18 protein-coding genes are annotated in these 21,901 nt (G+C 73.5%); 5 read left to right on the top strand and 13 right to left on the bottom strand.

The features are described 5' to 3' along the window. Positions 1-15: 15 nt before the first annotated feature. The 5 genes from LQ327_RS23360 to LQ327_RS23380 all read right to left on the bottom strand — a co-directional run bounded on the left by LQ327_RS23360 (position 16) and on the right by LQ327_RS23380 (position 7,192). Positions 16-1,668 carry a GMC family oxidoreductase gene (locus LQ327_RS23360; protein WP_230738165.1) on the bottom strand — a complete coding sequence of 551 codons (1,653 nt, stop codon included), beginning with the start codon at positions 1,666-1,668 and terminating at the stop codon, positions 16-18. 10 nt (positions 1,669-1,678) lie between these two features. Continuing rightward, complete coding sequence (locus tag LQ327_RS23365) at positions 1,679-2,320, bottom strand: gluconate 2-dehydrogenase subunit 3 family protein (protein ID WP_230738166.1); 642 nt, start codon at positions 2,318-2,320, stop codon at positions 1,679-1,681. 84 nt (positions 2,321-2,404) lie between these two features. Continuing rightward, on the bottom strand, positions 2,405-3,910 hold the full coding sequence (locus LQ327_RS23370; protein ID WP_230738167.1) for an aldehyde dehydrogenase family protein: 1,506 nt from the start codon (positions 3,908-3,910) through the stop codon (positions 2,405-2,407). 130 nt (positions 3,911-4,040) lie between these two features. Beyond that, positions 4,041-5,438, bottom strand: coding sequence for a phenylacetate--CoA ligase family protein (locus LQ327_RS23375; RefSeq protein WP_230738168.1), 1,398 nt, complete (start codon positions 5,436-5,438; stop codon positions 4,041-4,043). Further along, positions 5,438-7,192, bottom strand: coding sequence for a 2-hydroxyacyl-CoA lyase (locus tag LQ327_RS23380; RefSeq protein WP_230738169.1), 1,755 nt, complete (start codon positions 7,190-7,192; stop codon positions 5,438-5,440). Before LQ327_RS23380 ends, LQ327_RS23375 begins: the two co-directional genes overlap by 1 nt. Before the next feature lie 253 nt (positions 7,193-7,445). Here LQ327_RS23380 and LQ327_RS23385 point away from each other — a divergent pair, with 253 nt between their 5' ends. Beyond that, positions 7,446-8,099 (top strand): GntR family transcriptional regulator, encoded by a 654-nt coding sequence (locus LQ327_RS23385; RefSeq protein WP_230738170.1) that lies wholly within the window; start codon positions 7,446-7,448, stop codon positions 8,097-8,099. On the opposite strand, the gene LQ327_RS23390 is transcribed toward LQ327_RS23385, so the two are convergent. From LQ327_RS23390 to LQ327_RS23425, 8 genes are all read right to left on the bottom strand, one after another. Next, positions 8,096-8,623 carry a gamma carbonic anhydrase family protein gene (locus LQ327_RS23390; protein WP_230738171.1) on the bottom strand — a complete coding sequence of 176 codons (528 nt, stop codon included), beginning with the start codon at positions 8,621-8,623 and terminating at the stop codon, positions 8,096-8,098. The genes LQ327_RS23385 and LQ327_RS23390 overlap by 4 nt on opposite strands. Positions 8,624-8,673: 50 nt before the next feature. Further along, positions 8,674-9,402: a hypothetical protein gene (locus LQ327_RS23395; protein WP_230738172.1), complete on the bottom strand. Its 729-nt coding sequence runs from the start codon at positions 9,400-9,402 to the stop codon at positions 8,674-8,676. A gap of 20 nt (positions 9,403-9,422) precedes the next feature. Beyond that, positions 9,423-9,857 (bottom strand): hypothetical protein, encoded by a 435-nt coding sequence (locus LQ327_RS23400; RefSeq protein WP_230738173.1) that lies wholly within the window; start codon positions 9,855-9,857, stop codon positions 9,423-9,425. 49 nt (positions 9,858-9,906) lie between these two features. Beyond that, complete coding sequence (locus LQ327_RS23405; protein ID WP_230738174.1) at positions 9,907-11,511, bottom strand: hypothetical protein; 1,605 nt, start codon at positions 11,509-11,511, stop codon at positions 9,907-9,909. A 394-nt stretch (positions 11,512-11,905) separates the two neighbouring features. Beyond that, complete coding sequence (locus tag LQ327_RS23410) at positions 11,906-13,849, bottom strand: arabinofuranosyltransferase AftB family protein (RefSeq protein WP_230738175.1); 1,944 nt, start codon at positions 13,847-13,849, stop codon at positions 11,906-11,908. Between the two features lie 35 nt (positions 13,850-13,884). Further along, positions 13,885-15,153 (bottom strand): deoxyguanosinetriphosphate triphosphohydrolase, encoded by a 1,269-nt coding sequence (locus tag LQ327_RS23415; RefSeq protein WP_230738176.1) that lies wholly within the window; start codon positions 15,151-15,153, stop codon positions 13,885-13,887. After that, positions 15,150-15,821, bottom strand: a complete 672-nt coding sequence (locus tag LQ327_RS23420) for a YdcF family protein (RefSeq protein WP_230738177.1) — start codon at positions 15,819-15,821, stop codon at positions 15,150-15,152. The genes LQ327_RS23415 and LQ327_RS23420 overlap by 4 nt, the downstream gene beginning before the upstream one ends. Next, positions 15,818-16,795 (bottom strand): XdhC/CoxI family protein, encoded by a 978-nt coding sequence (locus LQ327_RS23425; protein ID WP_230738248.1) that lies wholly within the window; start codon positions 16,793-16,795, stop codon positions 15,818-15,820. The genes LQ327_RS23420 and LQ327_RS23425 overlap by 4 nt, the downstream gene beginning before the upstream one ends. A 485-nt stretch (positions 16,796-17,280) precedes the next feature. On the opposite strand from LQ327_RS23425, the gene LQ327_RS23430 reads away from it, so the two are divergent. Genes LQ327_RS23430 through LQ327_RS23445 form a run of 4 tightly spaced genes read left to right on the top strand, consistent with a single transcriptional unit; the run spans position 17,281 to position 21,819 of the window. After that, complete coding sequence (locus LQ327_RS23430; RefSeq protein WP_230738178.1) at positions 17,281-18,309, top strand: 3-oxoacyl-ACP synthase III; 1,029 nt, start codon at positions 17,281-17,283, stop codon at positions 18,307-18,309. After that, on the top strand, positions 18,306-19,193 hold the full coding sequence (locus LQ327_RS23435; protein ID WP_230738179.1) for an alpha/beta fold hydrolase: 888 nt from the start codon (positions 18,306-18,308) through the stop codon (positions 19,191-19,193). Before LQ327_RS23430 ends, LQ327_RS23435 begins: the two co-directional genes overlap by 4 nt. Further along, positions 19,190-20,812 carry a fatty acid CoA ligase family protein gene (locus LQ327_RS23440; RefSeq protein WP_230738180.1) on the top strand — a complete coding sequence of 541 codons (1,623 nt, stop codon included), beginning with the start codon at positions 19,190-19,192 and terminating at the stop codon, positions 20,810-20,812. The genes LQ327_RS23435 and LQ327_RS23440 overlap by 4 nt, the downstream gene beginning before the upstream one ends. Beyond that, entirely contained in the window at positions 20,809-21,819 is a 1,011-nt protein-coding gene (locus LQ327_RS23445) for an NAD-dependent epimerase/dehydratase family protein (RefSeq protein WP_230738181.1), read from the top strand. Before LQ327_RS23440 ends, LQ327_RS23445 begins: the two co-directional genes overlap by 4 nt. Positions 21,820-21,901 lie beyond the last annotated feature (82 nt).

The following is a 21,901-nucleotide window of genomic DNA, read 5'->3' on the forward strand; positions in this document are numbered from 1 at the left end:
GAGCGCGAAGCGCACCTACATCGAGGGCGCATCCGTGTTGCTCGGCGTCGTCTTCTGCGACGTGATGTCGTGGAAGTTCCGCGTGATGTACTCGGCGGACCGACAGGCGAGCGCCCCGATCGTGGAGGTCGGGTTCACCGCACCACCGGTCGTGAGGGTGCTGCCGTCGACCACGAACAGGTTGGGCAGATCCCAGGTCTGGCACCACTTGTTGAGCACCGAGTCACCGGGGTTGTTGCCCATCCGGCAGGTGCCCATGAGGTGCCAGGCCGGCGGCGGGTAGAGCACGCCCGTGTCGTTGGTCTCGGTCGCCCCGACCGCGCGCGTGGCCTCGAAGATCTTCTCGATACCGTACTTCGAGAGTGCGATGTCGTTGGGGTGCAGTTCGTAGTTCACGTGCGCGGCCGGCAGGCCCGACGAGTCCTTGACGCTCGGGTCGAGCGTCACCGCGTTGGTCTCCACGGGCAGGTCCTCGCCGAACATGAACACCATGAGGTGGTTCGCGAAGTGACCGTCGAAGAAGTCGCGATGCTTCTCGCCCCACGGCGCGGTGTAGCCGGTGTGGGTGCCCATCGCGGCGTAGGCCGGTCCGAACGAGCGCGCCACCTGCATACCGAAACCGTTGACGAATCCGCGGCTCATGTCCGTGTGATAGAACTCGTGCGAGTACAGCGGCGCACCGAACGAGCCCTTGAAGCCCTCGATCGGCTCGTCGAACCACGAGTCGCAGAACGCGAACACGTGGTGCATCAGGTACTTCCCGACGATCCCGTTCGAGTTCGCAAGCCCGTTCTCGTGCCCCTTCTGCGCGCTCTGCAGGAGCAGGCGCGGGGACCCGATGCCGTTGGCCGCGAGGATCACGATCTTCGCGCGGACCTCGTGCCGCTCACCGGTGTTGCGGTCGATGTAGGTGGCGCCGGTCGCCTTGCCGTTCTCGGCGTTGATCGTCTCGACGCGCGCCATGGTGCGCAGGTCCGCGCCGTACCGGATGGCGTAGGGCCAGTGGGCGTTGGCCGGGGTGGACAGCGATCCGGTCGGGCTGCCGGAGAGCTCGTTGCCCATCGCCTGGTCGGCCTCGCGGTTCTCCCGCGGGACGGTGATGACCGCGTTGTCCGACGGCCACCAGTGCCAGCCCAGGTCCTTGGAGGCCTTGGCGTACTTGAGCCCGAGCTTGCCGGGCAGCACCTCCGGGTCGCGGACGGCCTGCTTGCGATCCGGGTAGGACGGGTCACCGATCCGGCCGGAGATGCCGTAGATCTCGTCGTTCTCGTCGTAGAACGGAGCGAGGTCCTCGTAGGAGATGGGCCAGTCGATCGTGCCCTCGAGGCCGTGCTCGGTGCCCTTGCGGAAGTCGACCGGCTTGTAGCGCGGCCAGTGGCCGGCGTAGTGCACCGTCGAACCGCCGACGTTGTTCATCATGTACGGCGTCGTGGTGCCGGTGACCGGATAGTCCTCGGGCAGCTGGCGGACGTTCGGGTCGTAGGCCCAGCCGCGCTGCTTCTCGAGCTCCCACTCGTCGTGGTAGTGCGGGTGGTCGGTCGGCTTGACCCACGGGCCCTGCTCCAGGCAGATCACCCGCATGCCGGCCTTGGCCAGCTTGAGCGCGTTGCCCGCACCGCCCGGGCCCGCGCCGATGATCAGGACGTCGGTCTCCTCGTACGTGGCCATGGTGCGCTCCTCACTTCTTCCAGGACAGCTGGGACAGGTCGACGCGGACGACGTCCTCGGTCTCGAGGTAGGAACCGTTCTCCTGCGCCTGCGTCAGCAGTTCCTCGTCCCAGGGCTCCGTGGTCTGCAGGTAGCCGTACGGCAGCGGCGGGCCGTGGTAGTCGCGGCCGGCCGGGAGGTTGCGGTTGATCGCCTGCGTGACGACCGGCCGCGAGTAGTAGCCGTAGTAGACGAGCGCCCGCAGCTGCTCGAACAGCGGGTCCTCGGCCTTCTCGAGCGCCGCGATCGCCTCGGCGCGGCCCGTGGCGTCCGCGCTCACGAACGACTGTCCGAGCCGGTCGAGGCCGGCCTTGAACTCGTCCTCGCTGGCGAACGGGAAGTGCTTGTTCTGGTAGCCGCTCGGGGTGACGTAGCGGCCCACGAACGTCACGAGGTCGAGCTCGCTCGCCGTCGGCCAGTTCGGGTTCGGCGGGATGATCGTGTCGGCGGCCGCATTGATGACGGCAGCCTGCGGCTCGCTGAAGCGGATCGGGTTCTGCAGCCCGCCGAGACGCGGGCGGCCGGACTCGAAGTAGCCGCCCGCCTGACCCGGCGTCGCGGAGGTCTCCGGGGCGCCGAACGGTGCGGGCTTCTCTCCCAGGGCGTTGTTCATCGGTCTAGGTCTCCTCCTTCGTCGGAGCCCATGTGAACGAATGTGGTCGTCATGGCGACCACATCCGTTCACATGGGCGAAGCCCTACAGCGGGGCGCCGGCCCAGTCGGTGGCCGCACGCAAGGGGTCGAGGTTGATCGCGACGTGCTTGACCTGCGTGTAGTTGTGGACGGCCTCCAGGCCCTCGTCCCGACCGGTGCCGCTCTGCTTGTGGCCGCCGTGCGGGGTCATCGGGAGCTCGCCGAACCAGTCGTTGATCATCACGCCGCCGACCTGCAGGCGGCGGGCCGTCGAGAGCAGCGTCGTGATGTCCTTGCCGAGCAGCACCGCGAACAGGCCGTAGATCGAGTCGTTGACCGCCGCGACCAGCTCGTCCTCGGTCGACCACGGGTGCACCGACGCGACCGGCCCGAAGATCTCCTCCTTGGCGATGCGCGACGAGTTGTCGACGTCGGTGAAGACCGTCGGCTCGACGAAGTAGCCGCCCTCGGGCGTCCCCGCGGGGCGTCCGCCGCCGTAGAAGAGGGTCGCCTCGCTCTTGCCGAGCTCGATGTAGGAGTTGACCCGGTCGAACTGCTTCTTCGACACCAGCGGGCCCATCTGGGTCCCGTCCGCGAACCCGTCGCCCACCTTGGTCTGGTCGAGACGCGCGGTGAGCTTGCCCAGGAACTCGTCCTTGACGTCCGCGTGCACGAACAGCCGGGTGCCGGCGACGCAGACCTGACCGGTGTGCGAGCAGAAGCCCTGCACCGCGACCTCGACGGCCTCGTCGAGGTCGGCGTCCGGGTACACGACCGTCGGCGACTTACCGCCGAGCTCCAGGGTGACCTGCGCGACGTGGTCGGCGGCCAGCTTGGAGATCTGCTTGCCGGTCTCGGTGGAGCCGGTGAAGGTGATGCCCGCGACGTCGGGGTGCGCGGCCAGCGCCGCGCCCGCCTCGGCGCCGTAGCCGGTGACGACGTTGAACACGCCGTCCGGGAACCCGGCCTCCTTGACCAGCTCGGCGAACTTCAGCGCCGAGAGCGACGTGTCCTCGGCCGGCTTGACCACGACCGTGTTGCCGAACGCCAGCGCCGGAGCGGTGGACCGGACCATGATCAGCAGCGGGTAGTTCCACGGGATGATGTGCGCGGTGACGCCGAGCGGCTCGAGCAGCGTGAACGAGAGCTTGTTGCCCGGCACCTCGATGGTGCGCCCGCCGACCTTGTCGGCGATGCTCGCGAAGTAGTCGAGCCAGATCGGGATCGCGCCGACCAGTTCCTGGGCCTTCGCCAGGTAGTGCCCGGAGTCGAGGGCCTCGAGGCGGGCCAGCTCGTCGGCGTTCTCGGTGACCTTCTCGGCGAGCGCGCGCAGCAGGGCCGCGCGGCCGAGCGCGTCGGTGAACTGCCAGTCGACGGCGACCCGCTTCGCCGCGGCCACCGCCTTGTCGACGTCGGCGGAGTCGCCGCGCGGCACCTGGGCGATCGTCTCGCCGGTGTTCGGGTCGACCGTCGGGAAGGAGCCGCCCGCACCGGCGGCGGTCCACCCGCCGTCGATGAACATCTGGGCGTGCTCGGCCTTGCGGGCCGTCGTGTCGAGCGTCAGGGACATGAGTTCGGTTCCACCTCGCTGTGCTGTCAGGACCGGTAGGGAGCCGGATGTGAGAGAGCCCTATCGGCGTGCTGGTCTGCCTCTGCCGTCAGGTGTCAGCAACGGACCATCGCTGCCGGTAGGGAGCCGGCTAGCGCTTCGTGTGCTCCCGCTCGTCGACCACACGCCGCGACTTGTGCTCGGCGCGCTCGAGGGTGTTGGCGTCGACCGACTCGAAGGTCACGCGGACGCCGAGGAAGGACTGCAGGCCCGAGCCGGTGTCGCGGTCGAAGGCCTCCCGCTGACCGTCCGGGAGCGTCGTCTCCGCCCGGACGATCATCTCGTCCATCGAGCCCGTGCGGCGCACGATGATCTGGTGCTCGCCGCCGTAGTCGGCCACCTGGCGCAGGTAGTTGTCGACCTCCGTCGGGTACACGTTCTCCCCGCGGATGTGGATCATGTCGTCGATCCGGCCGTACACGCCGTTCGGCAGCTTCGGGTAGGTGCGCCCGCAGGGGTTGTCCTCCATGACCCAGCGGGTGAGGTCGTTCGATGCGAGCCGGATCATCGGCTGCGATGTGCGCTCGAGGTGCGTGTAGACCGGCGTGCCCTCGCTGCCGTAGGGCACCGTCCGGAACGTCTCCGGGTCGCACACCTCGTGCCAGACGATGTCCTGCCACAGGAGCATCCCCTCGGGGGTCTCCTTCGTGGCCGACGCCGACATGAACGGCGTCATCTCGGCCATCGTCCCGCAGTCGATCACCGTCGCGCCGAAGGAGTCCTCGATCGCCTTGCGCACCGACGGCACCGAGGCCCCCGGCTCGCCGGAGAAGAACATGACCTTGAGCCCGAACTCGCGGGGGTCGATCTTCTCCTTCTCGGCGACCTCGGCCAGGCGCAGCGCGTACGACGGCGTCGCGTAGAACGCCGCCGGCTTCACCCGGGCCAGCCAGGTGACCGCCCGCGCCGTCATGCCCTGCGCGCCGGCACCGAACGGCAGGACGCGGCAGCGCAGCCGCTCGGCCGCGGTCATCGCGCCCCACGAGCCGAGGTAGAGCGAGAACAGCGCGGCGACGAACACCGTGTCCCCGGGCCGCACGCCCATCCCCCACAGGATGCGCGCCTGGTTGTCGGCGATGACCTCCCAGTCGCGGCGCCCCAGCGCGAACGCCGTGGGGGCACCCGTCGTCCCGGACGTGCCGTGGATGTGGTGGATCTCGGACTCGTCGCAGCACACGTAGTCGCCGAACGGCGGGTGGTCCGCCTGGGACTGACGCATCTCGGCCTTCGTCACCACCGGGACCTGCTCGAACGCCTCCCACGACGTGATGTCGGCCGGCTTGAGGTCCACCGCGTCCCACTTGTTCTTGTAGAAGCTCGAGGTGGAGTACGCGTACTCCATGACCTCGCGCAGCCGCACGAGCACGGCGGCGTCGCGCTCGGCCGGGTCCATCGTCTCGCGCACCGGGAACCAGTACGGCGACGACGGGTCGGGCAGGTAGTCCTGGTCGTAGCGGGTGGGGAACGCCCACTCCTCCATGGCTGCCATCAGCTCGTCCCTTCCTTGCGACGCGCGACCTCGGCGTCGTTCCACGGGGTGAGTGCCTGGTAATCGGGGACGAAGCCGAGGCCCTTGCCGGAGTCCGGCGACGGCGCGTCCTGGGTGGTGACGACGTCGACCACGGCGGGCGCGTTCTCGACGGCGCGGCGGATGGCGCCCTCGAGGTCCGCGGCGTCGGTGACCCGCTCGCCGTGCGCCCCGAACGCGCGGGCGAGGCCCGCGTAGTCGGAGTCGGCGAGGTCCGTCCCGACGACGAGGCCGTAGTTCTCGGCCTGGTCGTAGCGCTCGATGTTCCAGGCGCGGTTGTTCGAGACGATCACGACGATCTTCGCGCCGTGCCGGACCGCGGTGTCGATGTCCGTCGCGGTGATCCCGAAGGCGCCGTCGCCGGTGACCGCGACGACCGGCCGGTCCGGGTAGGCCAGGGAGGCGGCGATCGCGAACGGTGTCGCGACCCCGAGGCAGCCGAACGCGCCGGCGTCGAGGTATCGCGCGCACCGGGTGATGCCCAGGCGGGCGAAGGACAGCAGGTCTCCCCCGTCGGCGATCATCACCGCCTCACCGAGGTCGAGCGCATCGCCGTCCAAGGAGTCCAGCGCCCCGAAGATCCGGTTCGGGTGGATGTGGCCGTCGGCGCCGTTCTCGGTGGTGTGCAGCGCCTGGCGGTAGTCCTCGGAGCGCTTCCGGTGCTTGGCCTTGAGCTCGTCGCGCCAGCTGGTGTCCGCGGTGTGGTCCTTGAGCGCGTCCGCGATCGCGCCGAGCGCCGCCCCCGGCTCGGCCAGGATCTCGACCTCGCCGCGGCGGTTGTCGATCAGCTCGCTCGCGGTGTCGGAGATCCGCACGATCTTCGCGTTCGTGAAGACCGCCGGCGAGCCCATCCCGAGCTGGTAGTCCAGCTGGCGGCCGACGGTGATCAGCAGGTCGGTGTCGCGCATGACGGCGGAGCGGGCGCTCCCGACGGCGGCCGGGTGCGAGTCCGGGACGAGGCCCCGGCTCTCCTGGGTGTCGAGGTAGGCGGCGCCGCTGGCGTCGAGCAGGCGGACGAGGTCGGTGCCCCTATCGGCGTGCTCCCCTCCCTGCCGCGCGCCGCGGCCGGAGATGATCGCCGGCTTCGACGCGGCCCGGATCAGATCCGCGACGGCGGCGACATCCTCGGGGTGCGGCTGGGGACGGCGCTTCGGCTTGGCCCGCAGGTGCTCGGGGGTGACGAGCGCCGGCGGGACCTCCTGCCGCAGCACGTCGGTGGGGATCTCGAGGTAGACCGGGCCCGGCTCGCCGCGGTCGCCGGAGGCCCGCGCCCAGGCCTCGTCGAACTCGCGCAGCACCTGGTCGGCGCTGCGCAGCGTGCGGGCCAGGCGGGTGACCGGCTCGAGGATCGCGGTGTGCGGGATGTCCTGCAGCGGGCCCATGTTCGACTGCGGGATGGGCGGGCAGCCGCCGATGACCAGCAGCGGGATGCGCGAGACCGAGGCGTTCGCGACGGCGGTGACGGTGTTGGTGACGCCCGGCCCGGCGGTCACCATCGCGACAGCGGTCTGCCCGGTGAGTTCGGTGTGGGCGTGCGCCATGTGCACCGCGGAGCCCTCGTCGCGGACGTCGACGATGCGCACGCCGCAGCGCGCGAGCTGGTCCCAGATCGGCTGGATGTGACCGCCCTGCAGGCCGAACACGCGATCGACCCCGTGCTCCTGCAGGAACCTCGCGACCACTTCGGCGACCTGCACCGGCCCCGCGTCCGCCATGGACCCTCCTCATCGTCGAGTGACTGCGGCCACGACGCCCCCGGTGACCGCTGTCACGCCACCTTGGCGCATTCTGAATTCAGAAGTCAATACATGGGAGTGATCCAGTCGCTACTGGCGGCGACCACGGAGCGCGATACGGTGGGTCTACCCCGCCGCGGCGGGTGTGAAGCGCGCCACGTGTGCGGAAAAGGTCGAGGGTTTCTCGAGCTCGCGAGCGGCCCTGAGGGGTGGGATGAGCGCGCTACCGCAGATGCCTTCGCGGACCGACCAGGTCTTCGAGGCCATCGTCGACGACATCTGCACCGGGAAGCTCGCCCCCGGCACGCCGCTGCGCCAGGAGCAGCTCGCCGAGCGCTTCAACGTGTCCCGGCAGCCGATCCAGCAGGCGCTGCTCCTGCTCCGCAACCAGGGCCTGGTCCGGGAGTTCGGACGGCGCGGCCTCGAGGTGGCGCCCCTCGAGCCGGACTTCGTCAGCCACCTCTACGAGCTGCGCTCCCTGCTCGACGGGCAGGCGGCCCGGCTCGCGGCGACCCGCCGCAGCGACGAGTGGCTCGAGCAGGCCTCCGAGGTCGTCGCCACCGGCAACCAGGCGTTCGCCGACCGGGCGTTCGCGCAGATGATCCGCGGCGACGTCGAGTTCCACCGCGCCGTCGTCGACGCCTCCGGCAACCCGCTGCTGGTCGAGAGCGCGGGCGTGATGTGGCGCAACGTGCAGCGGGTGATGGGCGAGGTGCTCTTCCAGGGCGGCGCGCCGGCCTGGGTGTGGGAGGACCACACCGCGATCCTCGAGGCCATCCGGGATCGGGACGCCGACGCGGCCGAGGCCCTCTCGCGACGCCACGCCGAGCACGGCGAGCAGCTCATCCTCGACGCCATGACCGACGCGAAGACCGGGTCCGACTAGCCCTGGGTCGTGGCGTCCCGATGCACGCCGAGCAGGTGGCGGTAGGCGGCGGCGCTGACCTGGTTGAACCCCTGCTCGTCCTCGCTGGTCTCGCGCCGGACCTTGCCCGGGACGCCCGCGACGAGGGAGCCGGGCGGCACCGTCACGCCCTGGGAGATCACCGCACCCGCGGCCACGACGGAGCCCCGCCCCACCGTCGCCCCGTTCATGATCACCGCGCCCATCCCGACGAGGACCCCGTCCTCGACGGTGCAGCCGTGCACGACCGCCTTGTGCCCGACGGTCACGTTCTCCCCCACCGTGCAGGGGAAGCCCGAGTCGGCGTGCAGCACCGAGCCGTCCTGGATGTTCGAGCCCGCGCCGACCGAGATCGCGTCGTTGTCGGCACGCACCACCGCCGAGTACCAGATGCCGACCTCGGCACCCAGCGTCACGCGGCCGGCGACGACCGCGCCCGGGGCGATCCAGGCGGTGGGATCGACCTGCGGGTGGTGGCCGTCGACGGTGACGAGCAGTGGCTCCATGACGCCCATCGAATCAGCCGGGTCCCGGGCCCGCCGGGGCGGCCGTCGCGTCAGACGTCCGCCGCGGCCGGCTCCTCGCGGGGTGAGGGGATCGGCGGGCCGTCGTCGTCCGGGTCCGGCCCGCTCTCGGCCTCCGGCACGTCCCCGCCCCACCGCGCGGGATCGGGAGCCGAGGTCACGACGACGGGCACCATCGCCGGCGGAGGCGCGGGTTCGTCCCCCGGCGTCGGCTCGACGGCCTCCGGCACCGCACCCGCCGTCGGGACGACCGGTTCGAGGCCCGGCAGGCCCTCCGGCACGACGGCGGGCGCGATCGGCTGGACGGGACCGACCAACCAGCGCCCGTCGACGGGACGGCGCTGGAGGGTCGGGCCCGCGGTGAGCTCCTCGACCGGGACCTCCGCGAGCCGCAGCCGCGCCCGCGCTACGGCCCGCGGGCTCCCGGCCACGACGGCCGCCAGGACGAGGCGGTCGCCGTGGGGATCCGGAATCTCGCGCAACAGGTGCACCCAGCCGTCCCCGGCCTCGACGGTCAGGGTCCCGGCCGTGCCCGGCGAGCCGTTGGTGATCGCCCGGGCCGCGCGCGCGAGGTCGGCGTGGCCGGCCCCGAGCAGCTCGAGGTCGGCGAGGTCGCCCTCGCGCGTGCAGGCGTCGAGGACGAAGCCGCTGCCGACGTCGACGAGGGTGGCCGCGACCACCCGCCGGTCCTCGAGCAGCGACGCCAGCACCGTCGAGAGCCCGTCGGTGCGGACGCAGGTGACGTGACGGTGCCGTCCCACTTCGGATCGGTCGGTTCCGGTCAGCGCCGTCCGGCCTGCTGGTAGTACCCCGGGTCGACCGCCGGGCTCGCGTCCGGACCGTCCATCGTGAAGCGCTGGGCGATCATGCGCAGGTCACGCCGGGCCATCGCCAGGTTGGCCTGCTGCCGGTTGAGCACCAGGTAGAAGAAGATCTTGTCGTCGTCGTTGCGCGAGTAGACGGGACGGATCAGGTGGTACTGGGTGTCGAGGGTGATCAGGATGTCCTCGATCGTCTCGCGCAGGCCCAGCTTCTGCATCACGTCGAACTTCGAGCGCACGACCTCGCTGTTGCCGGGAGCGGCGACATCGAGGTCGAACTCCGCGCTGCCGCCGCGTGAGCCCAGGGTCATGCCGCTCTCGTAGTCGACGATCGCGACCGCGAAGGCGCCCTTGATGTTGGTCGCGGCGTTGAGGACGTAATCGATGTCAGCCATTGAAGGTGCTCTCCATCAGGGGTGGCTCGGATCGGGGGACGACGGGGGTTCAGGACAGACGGCGTAGTCCGTCGATGAGCCGTCTCAGCACCGAGGGCTCACTCGTGAACGCCGCGGCGCCGGCCACGGCGGCCGCAGGGCGGACCGTCGGGACGGATCGGGGGGTGGGCAGGCCGCCGGGCAGGTGGGTGCCCGGCATGCGCTGCGGGAGGACCGGCAGCTCGTCGTCGTCGGCCTCGGCGTCCGCCGCGGCTTCCTCCTCGGGAGCGTCGGCGGCGGTCTCGGTGGGCTCCAGCGGCGGCGCGGTGATGATCGGGTAGGGCACCGGGGCCGGCATCTCGGTGGTGTCGTCCTCCGGCACGGGGGACGGCGGGGGCGGTACGACGACGACGGGGGCCCACAGGTTCGTTCGGCGGGGGGCCGGGACGGACGGCGGCTCGGGGTCCTCGGCCGACTCCCGCGCCGCGGGGATGGTGGGCTCGGGGTGCGCCGACGGTTCGACGGGTGCCGACGCCTCGGCGGGCGCGTCGACGGTGTCCGCCTCCGCAGCCGGCGGAGGGGGCGGGGGCGGCACGACCTCGGGGCCGGCCGGATCCGGCTCCTCGCGGTCCTGCCGGTCCTTGCGCGCCAACCGGCCGTTCGTCGGGCGACGGACGCTCTCGTCCCGCCCCGCCGGGCGCTGCGGCGGGATGTCGACGTCGGGTTCGTGCGGCGCCGCGGGCCCGGGCATGGCCGCCGGGGTCGCGCCCGTCATCGGGGTCGCGGTGTCCTTCGGCGGTTCGGCCGGCGTGAACGCGTCCGCGGGCGCGGACGCGGGGAACGGGCCGGTCCTCGGGGACGGCCAGGATCGGGTGCTGCGCCCCCGGGACGGCTGGAACGGCGCGAACGGGCGGGAGGGCTCGAACGGCCGGAACGGCTCGAAGGGCTTGTTCGCCTGGGCGCGGCCGGTCGACGACCCCGGCGTCGTCGGCGGGGGTTGCATGCTCGGCGGAGCCTGCTCGGTCGGCGACGCCGATCGGGGGGCCGGGGCCGTCGCCCCCGGGGCCGACGCGGCCGGCGTCCGCGGGAACGACGACGGGGCGGCCGGCGTGGCCGGCGTCCGCGGGAACGACGACGGGGCCGTCGTCTTCGGGAACGACGACGGGGCCGGCGCCGGGGCGGCGGGGAACGACGGGGACGGCGTGGACGGCGTGGACGGCACCGTCGACGGCGGCTCCGGAGCCGCCGTGAGTGCCCGCGGCCCGGTCGGCGACCCCGCGGTGCCCAGCCCCGCGAGCGCGCGACGGGCCCACGCGAGGTTCCCGCGCGCGCGGTCGATGCGGACGGTGACCCACACGCCGTCGTCGTCGCGGTCGCTGGGGACGAGGCGCACCAGGTGGTAGGTCGAGCTGGTGGTCAGCACCAGGTCCTCGAGCTCACGCCGGCGGTCGTGCGAGACCGCCGCGAGCTGACGCACCCACTCGATGACGGCGAGCGCCGGTCCGGGGGGCCCGCCGACCTCGCCCAGCACCCGCGAGCCGTCGGCGTCCACGGCGAGCACGTACTCCGCGCCCGGCAGTGCGGCGAGCCCGTCCACGAACCGGCCGATCCCGGCGAGCCCAGGCTCGCGCGCGGGCTCGACGGCAGGCGATGCCGTCCACCCGTGTGCGACCACGCCACGTCCTCACTGCTGCTGTCGGGGTCCCGGACCGGGGAACGGTAAGGATCGCCCCACGTGACCGGCAACAGCACCGTTCAGCCCAACGGGGGACCATTCCTCCGGACACGACATGACTCTGCGTCTCTGCCTCGCGTCGCGGTGCGACACGCCGGTCTGCTGGGCCGAACGCCGGGATTCTGCCGGAGCACCCGGGTGTCACCCCTACCCCGCAAGTGCCAGTGACCTGGCCGTCGAACGCAGTAGTAGCCATGTGGCGAAGCGGGGTATTTCGCGCCCGGACGGGTGGATCAGCCCAGGGTGACCATGCCGATACCGATCGCGAAGTGCACCGGTTCGGAGCAGTGTGGATCCTCCGGTCGCCGAGCCCTGATCACCCGCTCGTCGGCGATCACCGCACCGGCGGGGTGCACGCGACCTCGGTGAGCACCGGGTCGCGGGGGTAGCGCAGCGCGGTGCGCTCCGGGGCACCGACGAGATTGGCCCAGAACCGCGACCACGTGAGCGGTGCCGAGACCGACGCCTCGACGTCGCGGATCGCCGGGCACTGAAGGGCCCTCGAGGCAGCCGCGACGTCGTCGGCGCGCACCGCCCGGTCGTCCGGGGCCACTCCCCCGCCCTCAGCGACGTTCCAGGCCGCGGGCAGGTTCTTGTCGTGCCCCACGCGGCCGTCGGGAACCATGATCGTGTGGGCCGCGAGCGGCTCCGCGAGCCCGACGGTGTCGGTGACGCGGACGTTCAGCGGGTTGAGCGCGCCCGCCACTCCGAGGTTGAGGAAGACCATCCCGCTGGGCTGGCCCGGGGCGAGCGGCACCGTCTCCCACTCCGGGCCCGCCGGTCCCTTGCCCCGGGCCTGCAGCGCGAGCACCGGCACCGGGCTCTGGGCGATCAGCTTGGCGCCGCCCGCGACGTAGGGGTGCCCGCGGTAGTCGTCGGCGGTCAGCGGGTGCGGGGTGCCGAGGAGCTGGACGTAGAAGTCGCGCTCGTCGGCGATCCCGGACGCCGAGATGCCGTCGTAGTTGATCCGGGCGTGGGTCCCGACGGCGAGGGCCCACACCAGCAGCGCCAGCAGCGGCAGCGCGGTGCGCCGGCGGACGGGCAGCGCCATGACCGGGAGCAGGACGCAGAAGATCGCCGGGAGCAGCATGCGCGCGTGCATGAAGTCGCCGCCGACCCGCACGACGTAGAGCACCATCCCCAGGCCGCCCACGACCGGCGCCAGCGCCACCGCCGCCGTCCCGGCGCGGTCCCACCTCCGGGTCGCCCGGATCGCGGCGTCGACGGGCTCGGCGCCCGGCACGGTCCGCCCGCGCCGCCGGGCCCACCACTCGCTGCGAGCCACCCGGGAGCGGACGATCCCGGCCGCCGCGACCAGCAGGAACAGCGCCGGGAGGAGCAGCCAGTAGGTGGCCACGGTGTCGCGCAGGTACGAGTAGCCCCGCCCCCAGAGCGCGACCCCGGCCTCCTTGGCGAGCGCCGTCGAGGGGACCAGCAGGCCGTAGTACCCGGCGCGGAACACCTCGTAGCCGGCGACGGGCGCGACGCACAGCGCCCCGAGCCCCACGACCCGCGCCCAGCCGCGCCGGTCCCGGGGCTGCTCGAGCACCGCGAGCGCGATCCCGACGGTCACCGACACCAGCGCGAGGTCCGGGCGCACCAGCGGACCGAGCCCGATGACCAGCGCCGACGGCCAGGCCGCCCCGGGCCGGCGTCGGGTCCCGCGGGCGGCGAACAGCCGCGGCTCGCGCTGGGACCGGCGCACGAGCAGCCACCAGGTGACGGCCAGCCAGCAGAACGACATCCCGGTCTCGAGGCCCGAGGTGCCGAAGTCCCAGAACGGCGGCAGGGCGAGCACCACCAGCCCGCCGGCGGGCACCACGACCCGCCCGAGCCCGGTGAGCCGCCGGGCCCCGTCGAGCGCGAACCCGAGCGCGGCCGCGGAGAGCACCAGCCCGGCCGCGACGGCGGTGTACTCGAGGCGCACCGGGATCACGGAGAGCCCGAGCAGCAGGACCGTCCACAGCGTCGAGGTGCTGGTCTCCACGCGCTCGCCGATGTTGTACACCGGCCCGTTCCCGGCGAGAATCTGCCGGACGGTGCGCAGGAAGATCAGGCCGTCGTCGGACATCCAGCGCCGCTGCCACATGAGCACGACGTCGAGGGCGACAGCGAGGCCGAGCAGCACGGCCGTCGTCGTCACCGGACGACGGCGGGCGCGGCCCGCGAGGGTGCCGGTGAGCTCGACGGCGCGCGACGCGGCCGGGTGCGCGGCGCGGATCGTGAGCCGGCCGGTCGCGGGGCCCTCCGCGGCACCCGCCGTCGTGCCGACCGTCACCGCTGCTCCCCCTGCCGGCCGCGCCGGCCTTCCCGTCATCCCGACACCAACCGCCGCGGCCCCTCGGTGTCCAGGCGGGCCGACCACGACCTGGCCTGCGCGTCGGTGAGGACGGCGACCTGGTCGACGACGACCCGCAGCCGGGACGCGGCGTCGGAGGCAGCGTCCCACGCCGGGCGGAACGCGGGGTCCAGGACGCCCGGCGCGCCGTCGTGCAGCCGCCCGACCAGGTCGGCGAGCAGCCCCCGTTCCCGCTCCTGGGCCGCCAGCCGCTCGGGGTCGGACATCACCCAGCGGACCGCGGCCGCCTTGAGCAGCGTCACCTCCGCGCGGGCCCCGGGCGGGACGACGAGGTCGTCGTCCGGGCCCGCGGTCTCCCCGGTCACGGCGAGGGTGGCGTCGACGGCGGCGGTGACGAACCGGCCGACGAGCTCGCTGGTCAGGTGCTTGAGGGCCACCTGGGCGCCGAGCGTGCCCGGCTCCCCCGCCTCGCGCGCCACGCCCACGAGCGGCGGGTACTCGCCGAGCCGCTCGGCGGCGGCCTCGAGGTCGGCGGTGTCCGCCCCGAACGCGTGGGCGGCGAGCGCGACGAGGCCGTCGTCGGGGTGGGCGAGCCGCTCGGGGTCGATGCGCCCGGCCAGGATGGCGTCCTCGACGTCGTGGACCGAGTAGGCGACGTCGTCGGCCCAGTCCATGGTCTGCGCCTCGAGGCACGGCACCTCGGCGCGCGCCGCGGGCAGCCCGGCGCGGACCCACGTGAACACCTCGAGGTCGTCGGCGTAGACCCCGAACTTGCGCGACCCCGGCCGCCGCTGCCAGGGGTACTTCATGCAGGCGTCGAGGGTCGCGCGGGTGAGGTTGAGGCCGCGGCAGCGCTCGTCGTCGAGGGTCTTGGGCTCGAGGCGGGCGAGCAGCCGCAGCGTCTGCGCGTTCCCCTCGAACCCGCCGGCGTCGGCCATGATCGCGTTCAGCGCGTACTCGCCGTTGTGCCCGAACGGCGGGTGCCCGATGTCGTGGGCGAGCCCGGCGGTGTCGACGACGTCGGGGTCGAGGCCCAGTTCCTCGGCCATCCCCCGCCCGATCTGCGCGACCTCGAGCGAGTGCGTCAGCCGGGTCCGCGGCACGCCGGTGACCTCGGCGGCCTCGCCCGGCCCGACGACCTGGGTCTTGCCCGCGAGCCGGCGCAGCGCGGCGCTGTGCAGCACGCGGCCGCGGTCCCGGGCGAACGGCGTGCGACGGTCCCGGCCGCGTTTGGGCTCCTCGGGGAAGAACCGCTCGCGCGGGTCCCGCCGGGTGGGAGTCACTGCAGGCTCGGGTCGGAGAAGTCCGACGAGGCGTGCGCGAGGTGGTAGTAGATCAGGCCCGCGGTCTCGCGGACGATGTAGAAGAACTGGGTCTGCCGGGTCTGCACGACGGGGCCGCTCTTCGTCGGCGACGTCGTCGCGTCGAGGCCCACGTCGCGGGCCATGGTGCGCGAGCGCAGTGAGTGCCACGGGTCGCTGACGATCACCGCGGAGCTCCAGCCCCGCTGCTTCGCGACCGACCCGACCGCCTCGAAGCTCCCCAGCGTGTCCTTGCCCTCGTCGACGGGCAGGACGTCGCGGTTCGGGACGCCGTGCTCGGTCAGCCACCGGTCGCCGGCCTCCGCCTCGGAGAACTGGTCCCCCTTCGCGGCGCCGCCGACGGTGACGACGGTCGGGGCGACGCCCTGCTGGTAGAGCGTGAGCGCGTGCTCCAGGCGCGCCTGGAGCACCGGGGACGGACGGCCGTCGTACTGGGCGGCGCCGAGCACGAGGATCACGTCGGTGGGCGAGCGCTCGTCGACACGTCCGAGCTGCCAGACGCGGAACGCCGTGCCGCCCACCAGCAGCAGGCCGATGACGAGGGCTCCGACGACGACGCGGGGCGCCCACGTCAGGGCCGCGCGGGGGCGGCTGTGGGTCCGGGTCGGCGCCTCAGCGGACCGGGTCATACGCCGATCTGCCCCCGCCCGGAGGACAGCGCGGCCGGGGCGCGGCCACTGCGCGCGGCGACGACCTCCGCGACGATCGACACTGCGGTCTCCGCGGGTGTCCGGGCCCCGAGGTCGAGCCCGACCGGCCCGTGGATGCGGGCGAGGTCCGCCTCGGCGATCCCGGCCGCGAGGAGCCGCTCCCGACGGGCGGCCTGGGTCCGGCGCGAGCCGAGCGCCCCGAGGAACCCGCGCCCGTGGCGCAGGCCGGCGACCAGGGCGGCGTCGAAGGCGGGATCGTGGTCGAGCAGCACCAGCACGTCGGCGTCGGTGAACGCGGCGACGGCGGCGGCGGTCTCCTCGACGCCCGCGACCTGCCGGTAGCCCCACCCGAGCACGACCGCCTGCGCCTCGAGGGCCCCGGCGATCGCCCCCGCGCCCGCCACGAGCAGCGCGGGGACCGGCACCCAGAGGTCGACCAGGACGTCGGTGCCCGCGAGCTCCGTACGGTCGGTGGTGGTCGCCCCGCGGCGCAGCAGGCCGCGGACGTGCTCCAGCGCGGCGTCGTCGAGCGCCGGGGAGCCGAGCGAGCCGTGCACCTCGTCGAGGGTCAGCCCGGTGACCGCGAGCGCGTGGGTGCCGTCGACGGGCGAGACGAGGGCCGCGGGCGTCCCGGCGGCGAAGGCGGCGCCCAGGGCGCGCGCCGGGTCGGCCGCGAGGGGGTGCGCGAGCAGGGTGGCGCCGCCGGCGCAGGCCAGCCCGGCCGCGACGGCGTCGTCCTCGGCCACGTGGGCCTCGCCGAGGGTGGGCGCGGTGAGCGCGGCCAGGGCGAGCTCGGCCGCGCGGTCGTCCAGCGCGCCCCGCAGCAGGTCTCCGCCGCGACTCTCCCCGCGGGCCGCGAACAGCTGGCCGGGCTCGACGGTGCCGAACCCGTGCCGCTCCAGCACGCGCACGACGCCGACGGACTCGTCGGACCCCGCGCTCCCGGCGAGCACCTCGCTCAACGGAGTCCTGCTGGTCGGCCGATTCACACCACCAGGGTAGGGGAGCCCCCCGACACCCCATGCCCGCCGGGCGGGAGGTGGCCGGGCTCGGCTCACGGGCCGTCTCCGCGATTCGCAGCGCCTGGAGACGCCGCCCCTCGCCGCGTGTTCGCCCACGACGAAGATCAGGGAGTCGCTGCGGGGCCGAACGGAGATCCGCTCGCCCCGCATCGACTCCCTCGCGGACCGCCCGACGAATACCGGGAATGTCGCACCGGACGCGTCGCTGTACCGAACAGTAGTGCCGTACGGTGCGCGCGCCCGAATCGGACCCGCCCGGAGCAGAGCTGTACGACCATCCGGCGGAGACAGATCTCCGTCTTTCCTGTTACCCGAGTTCGTGTGATTCCCGGTATCAGGCTCCGACGCCTGTAATAATTGCGTGAGTTCGCGACCCACTCCTGGCGGACCGCGAAATGCTCCCGCATTCTCGGGCGATGAGAGCGGTTCAGCGGTACGACGACGTGGTGATCACCGGCCTGGCGCACGTCGACGCGCCGCACACCGTCACCTCGACCGAGCTCGAGGCTCGGCTGGCGAAGACCCTGGCACGGCTGCGCATCAGCTCCGGCCTGCTCGAGAAGCTGTCGGGCATCGCGGAACGGCGGATCTGGGACGAGGGGACGATGCCCAGCGAGGTCGCCGCCCGGGCCGGCGAGGAAGCTCTCGCGCGCAGCGGCGTCCCGCGTGACGAGATCGGCGCACTGATCAACACCTCGGTGAGCCGCGACCACCTGGAACCGTCGACGGCGAGCATCGTCCACGGCCGGATGGAACTGTCGCCGGAGGCCGCGAACTTCGATCTGGGAAATGCGTGCCTGGGATTCATCAACGGGATGAACGTCGTCTCGACGATGATCTCGTCGGGCGAGATCGACCACGGGCTGGTGGTCGCGGGCGAGACCAGTCGATTCGCCATGGAATCGACGATCGAGCGGCTCGCCGGTGACGACGCGACCCGCACGATGTTCCACGAGCAGTTCGCCACCCTGACCGTCGGCTCCGGCGCCGTGGCGATGGTGCTCTCACGGGCCGACGGCCCTGGCGGGCACCGGTACCTGGGCGGGCTGGGCCGGGCGAGCACCGTCGGGAACTCGCAGCTCTGCGTCGGGCAGGCCGACCAGATGCGCACCGACACCCGCGGCCTGCTCATGGCCGGGATGGAGCTCGGCGGCCGCGCCTGGAAGGACGCCGTCGCCGCCTTCGACTGGGAGCCGGACAGCTACGACGTCTACTGCCTGCACCAGGTCAGCAAGGTGCACACCCGCGCGGTGTCCGACCAGATGGGCCTGGAGCTCGACCGCTTCCCCTCGCAGTTCCCGCGCTTCGGCAACATCGGCCCGGCCGGGGTCCCGACGGTGCTGTCGAAGGCGGTCGAGGACGGCACCGTCACCGACGGGTCCCGCGTGATGCTCATGGGCGTCGGCAGCGGGATCAACGCCGCCGCCGCGGAGGTGATCTGGTGACCGTCTCTGCGCTGCCCGGGTTCGCCTTCGACGAGAAGGCCGTCGAGATCGGCGGGCACACGATGGCCTACGTCGACGTCGGGACCGGCCCGCCCGTGCTGCACGTCCACGGCAACCCGACCTGGTCGTTCTACTTCCGCTCGCTGCTCGCGACCCTTCCCGACGACGGGTTCCGCGCCGTCGCGCCCGACCACATCGGGATGGGCCGCTCCGACAAGCCCGCGCTCGCCGACTACCCGCACACCCTGGGCCGCCGCGTCGCCGACCTCACGGACTTCGTGGACAAGCTCGGCCTCGACGACCCGATCAGCCTCGTGGTGCACGACTGGGGCGGCCCGATCGGGCTCTCGTGGGCGGTGGAGCACCTCGACCGGGTGGACAAGGTCGTCGTGCTCAACACCGGCGCCTTCCCGCTCCCGGCCGACAAGCGGATCCCCTGGACGCTCCAGGCCGCGCGGCTGCCCGTCGTCGGGGACGTCGCGGTGCGCCGGTTCAACGCGTTCTCGCTCGGCGCGCTCTCCCTGGGCAGCGGGCGGTGGGTGCTCGACGCCGAGGCCCGCCGCGGCCTGCTCGCGCCCTATGACAGCCCGGCCCACCGGGTCGCCGTGCACGCCTTCGTCCAGGACATCCCCACCGGCCCGGCCGACCCGGCGCATCCGGTGCTCACCCGCCTCGCCGAGCGGTTGCCGCTCCTCGACGCGAAGCCGGTCCAGATCCACTGGGGCATGAAGGACCCGGTGTTCGACGCCGGGATCCTCGACCACCTCGTCACGTACCTGCCCGACGCCGAGGTGCACCGCTACCCCGACGCCGGCCACTACGTGCTCGAGGACGCCGCCGACCGGATCGTCCCCGCGGTCCGCACCTTCCTGGCCGGCCGATGACCGCGACGACCCCGGACACGAGCCTCGACGGCATGCTCGCCGAGCACGCCGCGGCCCGCCCCGCCGACGCCGCGGTCATGCTCCCGTCGGTGCCCGGCGCCGGCATGCGCACCGTCACGTTCGGGGTGCTGCAGCGGCGCGTGGAGGACGTCGCGGCGGGCCTGCTCGCCGCGGGCGTCGGGCCGGGCACCCGCACCGCGCTGCTCGTGCCCCCGATCGCCGACTTCTTCGTGCTGGCCTACGCCCTGCTGCGGATCCGCGCGGTCCCCGTCGTCGTCGACCCCGGCATCGGGCTGGACCGGGTGCGCTCGTGCCTCGGCGAGGCCGCACCGGAGGCCTTCGTCGGGATCGCGAAGGCCCACCTCGCCCGTCGGGTGCTGCGCTGGTGCCCGGACGCGCGGATCGCGATCACCGCCGGCGCCGTACCGGTCCCCGGGACGACGTCGGTGCGCCGCCTCGAGCGCGACGGGGCCCGACGCGCGCCGCAGGACCCGCTCCCCCGTCCCGAGGGCAGCCCCGCCGCGATCCTCTTCACCAGCGGCAGCACCGGCCCGCCCAAGGGGGTCGAGCACCACGAGAGCGGGCTGCTCGCCCAGGCCGACCTCATCCGGGACCTCTACCGACTCGGCCCCGGCGACGTCAGCCTCGCCACGTTCCCGCCGTTCGCGCTGTTCGGCCCGGCCTTGGGGATGACGACGGTGGTGCCGCGGATGGACCCGACCCGCCCGGCGAAGGCCAGACCTGCCCGGCTCGTGCACGCGGCGCAGCGGACCGGCGCGACGGTCATGTTCGGCTCCCCCGCGCTGCTCGACCGGCTGGGCCGCGGCGCCCCGGCCGGGACCCGGATCCCGTGGCTGCGCCAGGTCATCTCGGCCGGCGCCCCGGTGCCGCGGGAGACCCAGCGACGGGTGCTCGCGCTGCTCGGTCCCGGCGCGCAGGTCCACACCCCGTACGGCGCCACCGAGGCCCTCCCGGTGGCATCCATCGGCAGCGACGAGCTGCTCGCCCTGCCCGACGACGGGATCTGCGTGGGACGCCCGGTGCCCGGCGTCGACGTCGCGCTCATGCGGGTGTGCGACGGACCGGTGGACGCCTTGACGTCGGACCGGCTCGTCGCGCCCGGTGAGGTCGGCGAGGTGGTGGTCCGCGGCCCCGTCGTCAGCCCCGCCTACGCCGACCGCCCGGACGCGACCGCCGCCGCGAAGCTGCGCTGGGACGGCCGGCTCGCCCACCGCACGGGCGACCTCGCGAGCCTCGACGACGACGGCCGGCTGTGGTTCGCCGGGCGGGTCGCGCACGTGGTGCACACGGCGGGCGGCCCGCTGCACAGCGTCCCGTGCGAGGAGGTGCTCAACCACCACCCGGCGGTGCGCCGGTGCGCGCTCGTCGGGGTCGGGCCGGAGCACGACCGGACGCCGGTCGCCGTCGTCGAGATGCTCGCCGGGAACCGGCTGACCGGGGAGGTGGCCGACGAGCTACGCGCGCTGGCCGCCGCGGACACCCGCACGAAGACGATCACGACGCTGCTCGAGCACCCCGCGCTGCCGGTCGACCCGCGGCACAACTCGAAGATCGACCGCGAGGCCCTGGGCCGCTGGGCGACGCGGGAGCTGGCGTGAAGGCGCTGGTCACCGGGGGTGGCGGGTTCCTCGGCGGCGCGGTCGTCGACGCGCTGCTCGCCCGCGGCGACGCCGTCACCAGCCTCGCCCGCGGCGACTACCCGGCGCTGCGCGAGCGCGGGGTGGCGACGGTGCGCGGCGACCTGACCGACCCGGCAGCGGCCCGGGAGGCCGTCACCGGCGCCGACGTCGTCCTCCACGTGGCCGCCCGGGCCGGGATCCGGGGCAGCGCGGCGCAGTTCCGGCACGCGAACGTCGAGGGCACCCGGGTGCTGCTCGACGCGTGCCGCTCCGAGGGGATCGGGCGGCTCGTGTTCACCAGCACGCCCAGCGTGGTGCACACCGGCGGCGACATCACCGGCGGCGACGAGTCCCTCCCCTACGCGACCCACTTCGACTCGCCGTACCCGGAGACCAAGGCCGAGGCCGAGCGGCTGGTGCTCGCCGCGAACGGCCCCGACCTGGCGACGGTCGCGCTGCGCCCGCACCTGGTGTGGGGCCCCGGCGACACCCAGCTCGTGCCGCGGATCCTCGACCGCGCCCGCTCCGGCCGGCTGCGCTTCGTCGGCGACGGGACCGCGATCATCGACACCACGTACGTCGACGACGCCGCGCGGGCCCACCTCGACGCCGCCGACCGGCTCGCCCCGGGCGCGGCGTGCGCGGGCCGGCCGTACTTCATCACCTCCGGGGACCCGCGCCCGGTGCACGAACTCGTCAACGGCATCGTCGTCGCGGGCGGCCTGGAGCCGGTCCACGGCACGGTGCCGCTGCCGGTGGCCGTCGCCGCCGGTGCAGCGGTGGAGTCGGTGTGGCGGGTGCTGGAGCGGGTCCCCCTGGTGGGGGACGTGGGCGACCCCCCGATGACCCGGTTCCTCGCCCGCCAGCTGGCCACCGCGCACTGGTTCGACATCGGCGCCGCGCGGCGCGACCTCGGCTACGTACCGCAGGTACCGCTCGACGACGGGTTCGCCCGGCTCGCCGCGTCGCTGCAGGTCAGGGACTGACAAGCAAGGTGTCGGGGGTCACGCCAGGGGAACCGTTGAGCCCGCCGGGGCCGCCGGACGTCGTGCTCGCCCGATTGCCCAC

This window comes from Actinomycetospora endophytica (assembly GCF_021026375.1).
Classification (GTDB): domain Bacteria; phylum Actinomycetota; class Actinomycetes; order Mycobacteriales; family Pseudonocardiaceae; genus Actinomycetospora; species Actinomycetospora endophytica.

Bases quoted from the DNA above. Each gene is read 5' to 3' on its own strand.
- LQ327_RS23360 (WP_230738165.1), bottom strand. From the start codon at position 1,668: ATGGCCACGTACGAGGAGACCGACGTCCTGATCATCGGCGCGGGCCCG.
- LQ327_RS23365 (WP_230738166.1), bottom strand. From the start codon at position 2,320: ATGAACAACGCCCTGGGAGAGAAGCCCGCACCGTTCGGCGCCCCGGAG.
- LQ327_RS23370 (WP_230738167.1), bottom strand. From the start codon at position 3,910: ATGTCCCTGACGCTCGACACGACGGCCCGCAAGGCCGAGCACGCCCAG.
- LQ327_RS23375 (WP_230738168.1), bottom strand. From the start codon at position 5,438: ATGGCAGCCATGGAGGAGTGGGCGTTCCCCACCCGCTACGACCAGGAC.
- LQ327_RS23380 (WP_230738169.1), bottom strand. From the start codon at position 7,192: ATGGCGGACGCGGGGCCGGTGCAGGTCGCCGAAGTGGTCGCGAGGTTC.
- LQ327_RS23385 (WP_230738170.1), top strand. From the start codon at position 7,446: ATGCCTTCGCGGACCGACCAGGTCTTCGAGGCCATCGTCGACGACATC.
- LQ327_RS23390 (WP_230738171.1), bottom strand. From the start codon at position 8,623: ATGGAGCCACTGCTCGTCACCGTCGACGGCCACCACCCGCAGGTCGAT.
- LQ327_RS23400 (WP_230738173.1), bottom strand. From the start codon at position 9,857: ATGGCTGACATCGATTACGTCCTCAACGCCGCGACCAACATCAAGGGC.
- LQ327_RS23420 (WP_230738177.1), bottom strand. From the start codon at position 15,821: ATGACCCGGTCCGCTGAGGCGCCGACCCGGACCCACAGCCGCCCCCGC.
- LQ327_RS23430 (WP_230738178.1), top strand. From the start codon at position 17,281: ATGAGAGCGGTTCAGCGGTACGACGACGTGGTGATCACCGGCCTGGCG.
- LQ327_RS23440 (WP_230738180.1), top strand. From the start codon at position 19,190: ATGACCGCGACGACCCCGGACACGAGCCTCGACGGCATGCTCGCCGAG.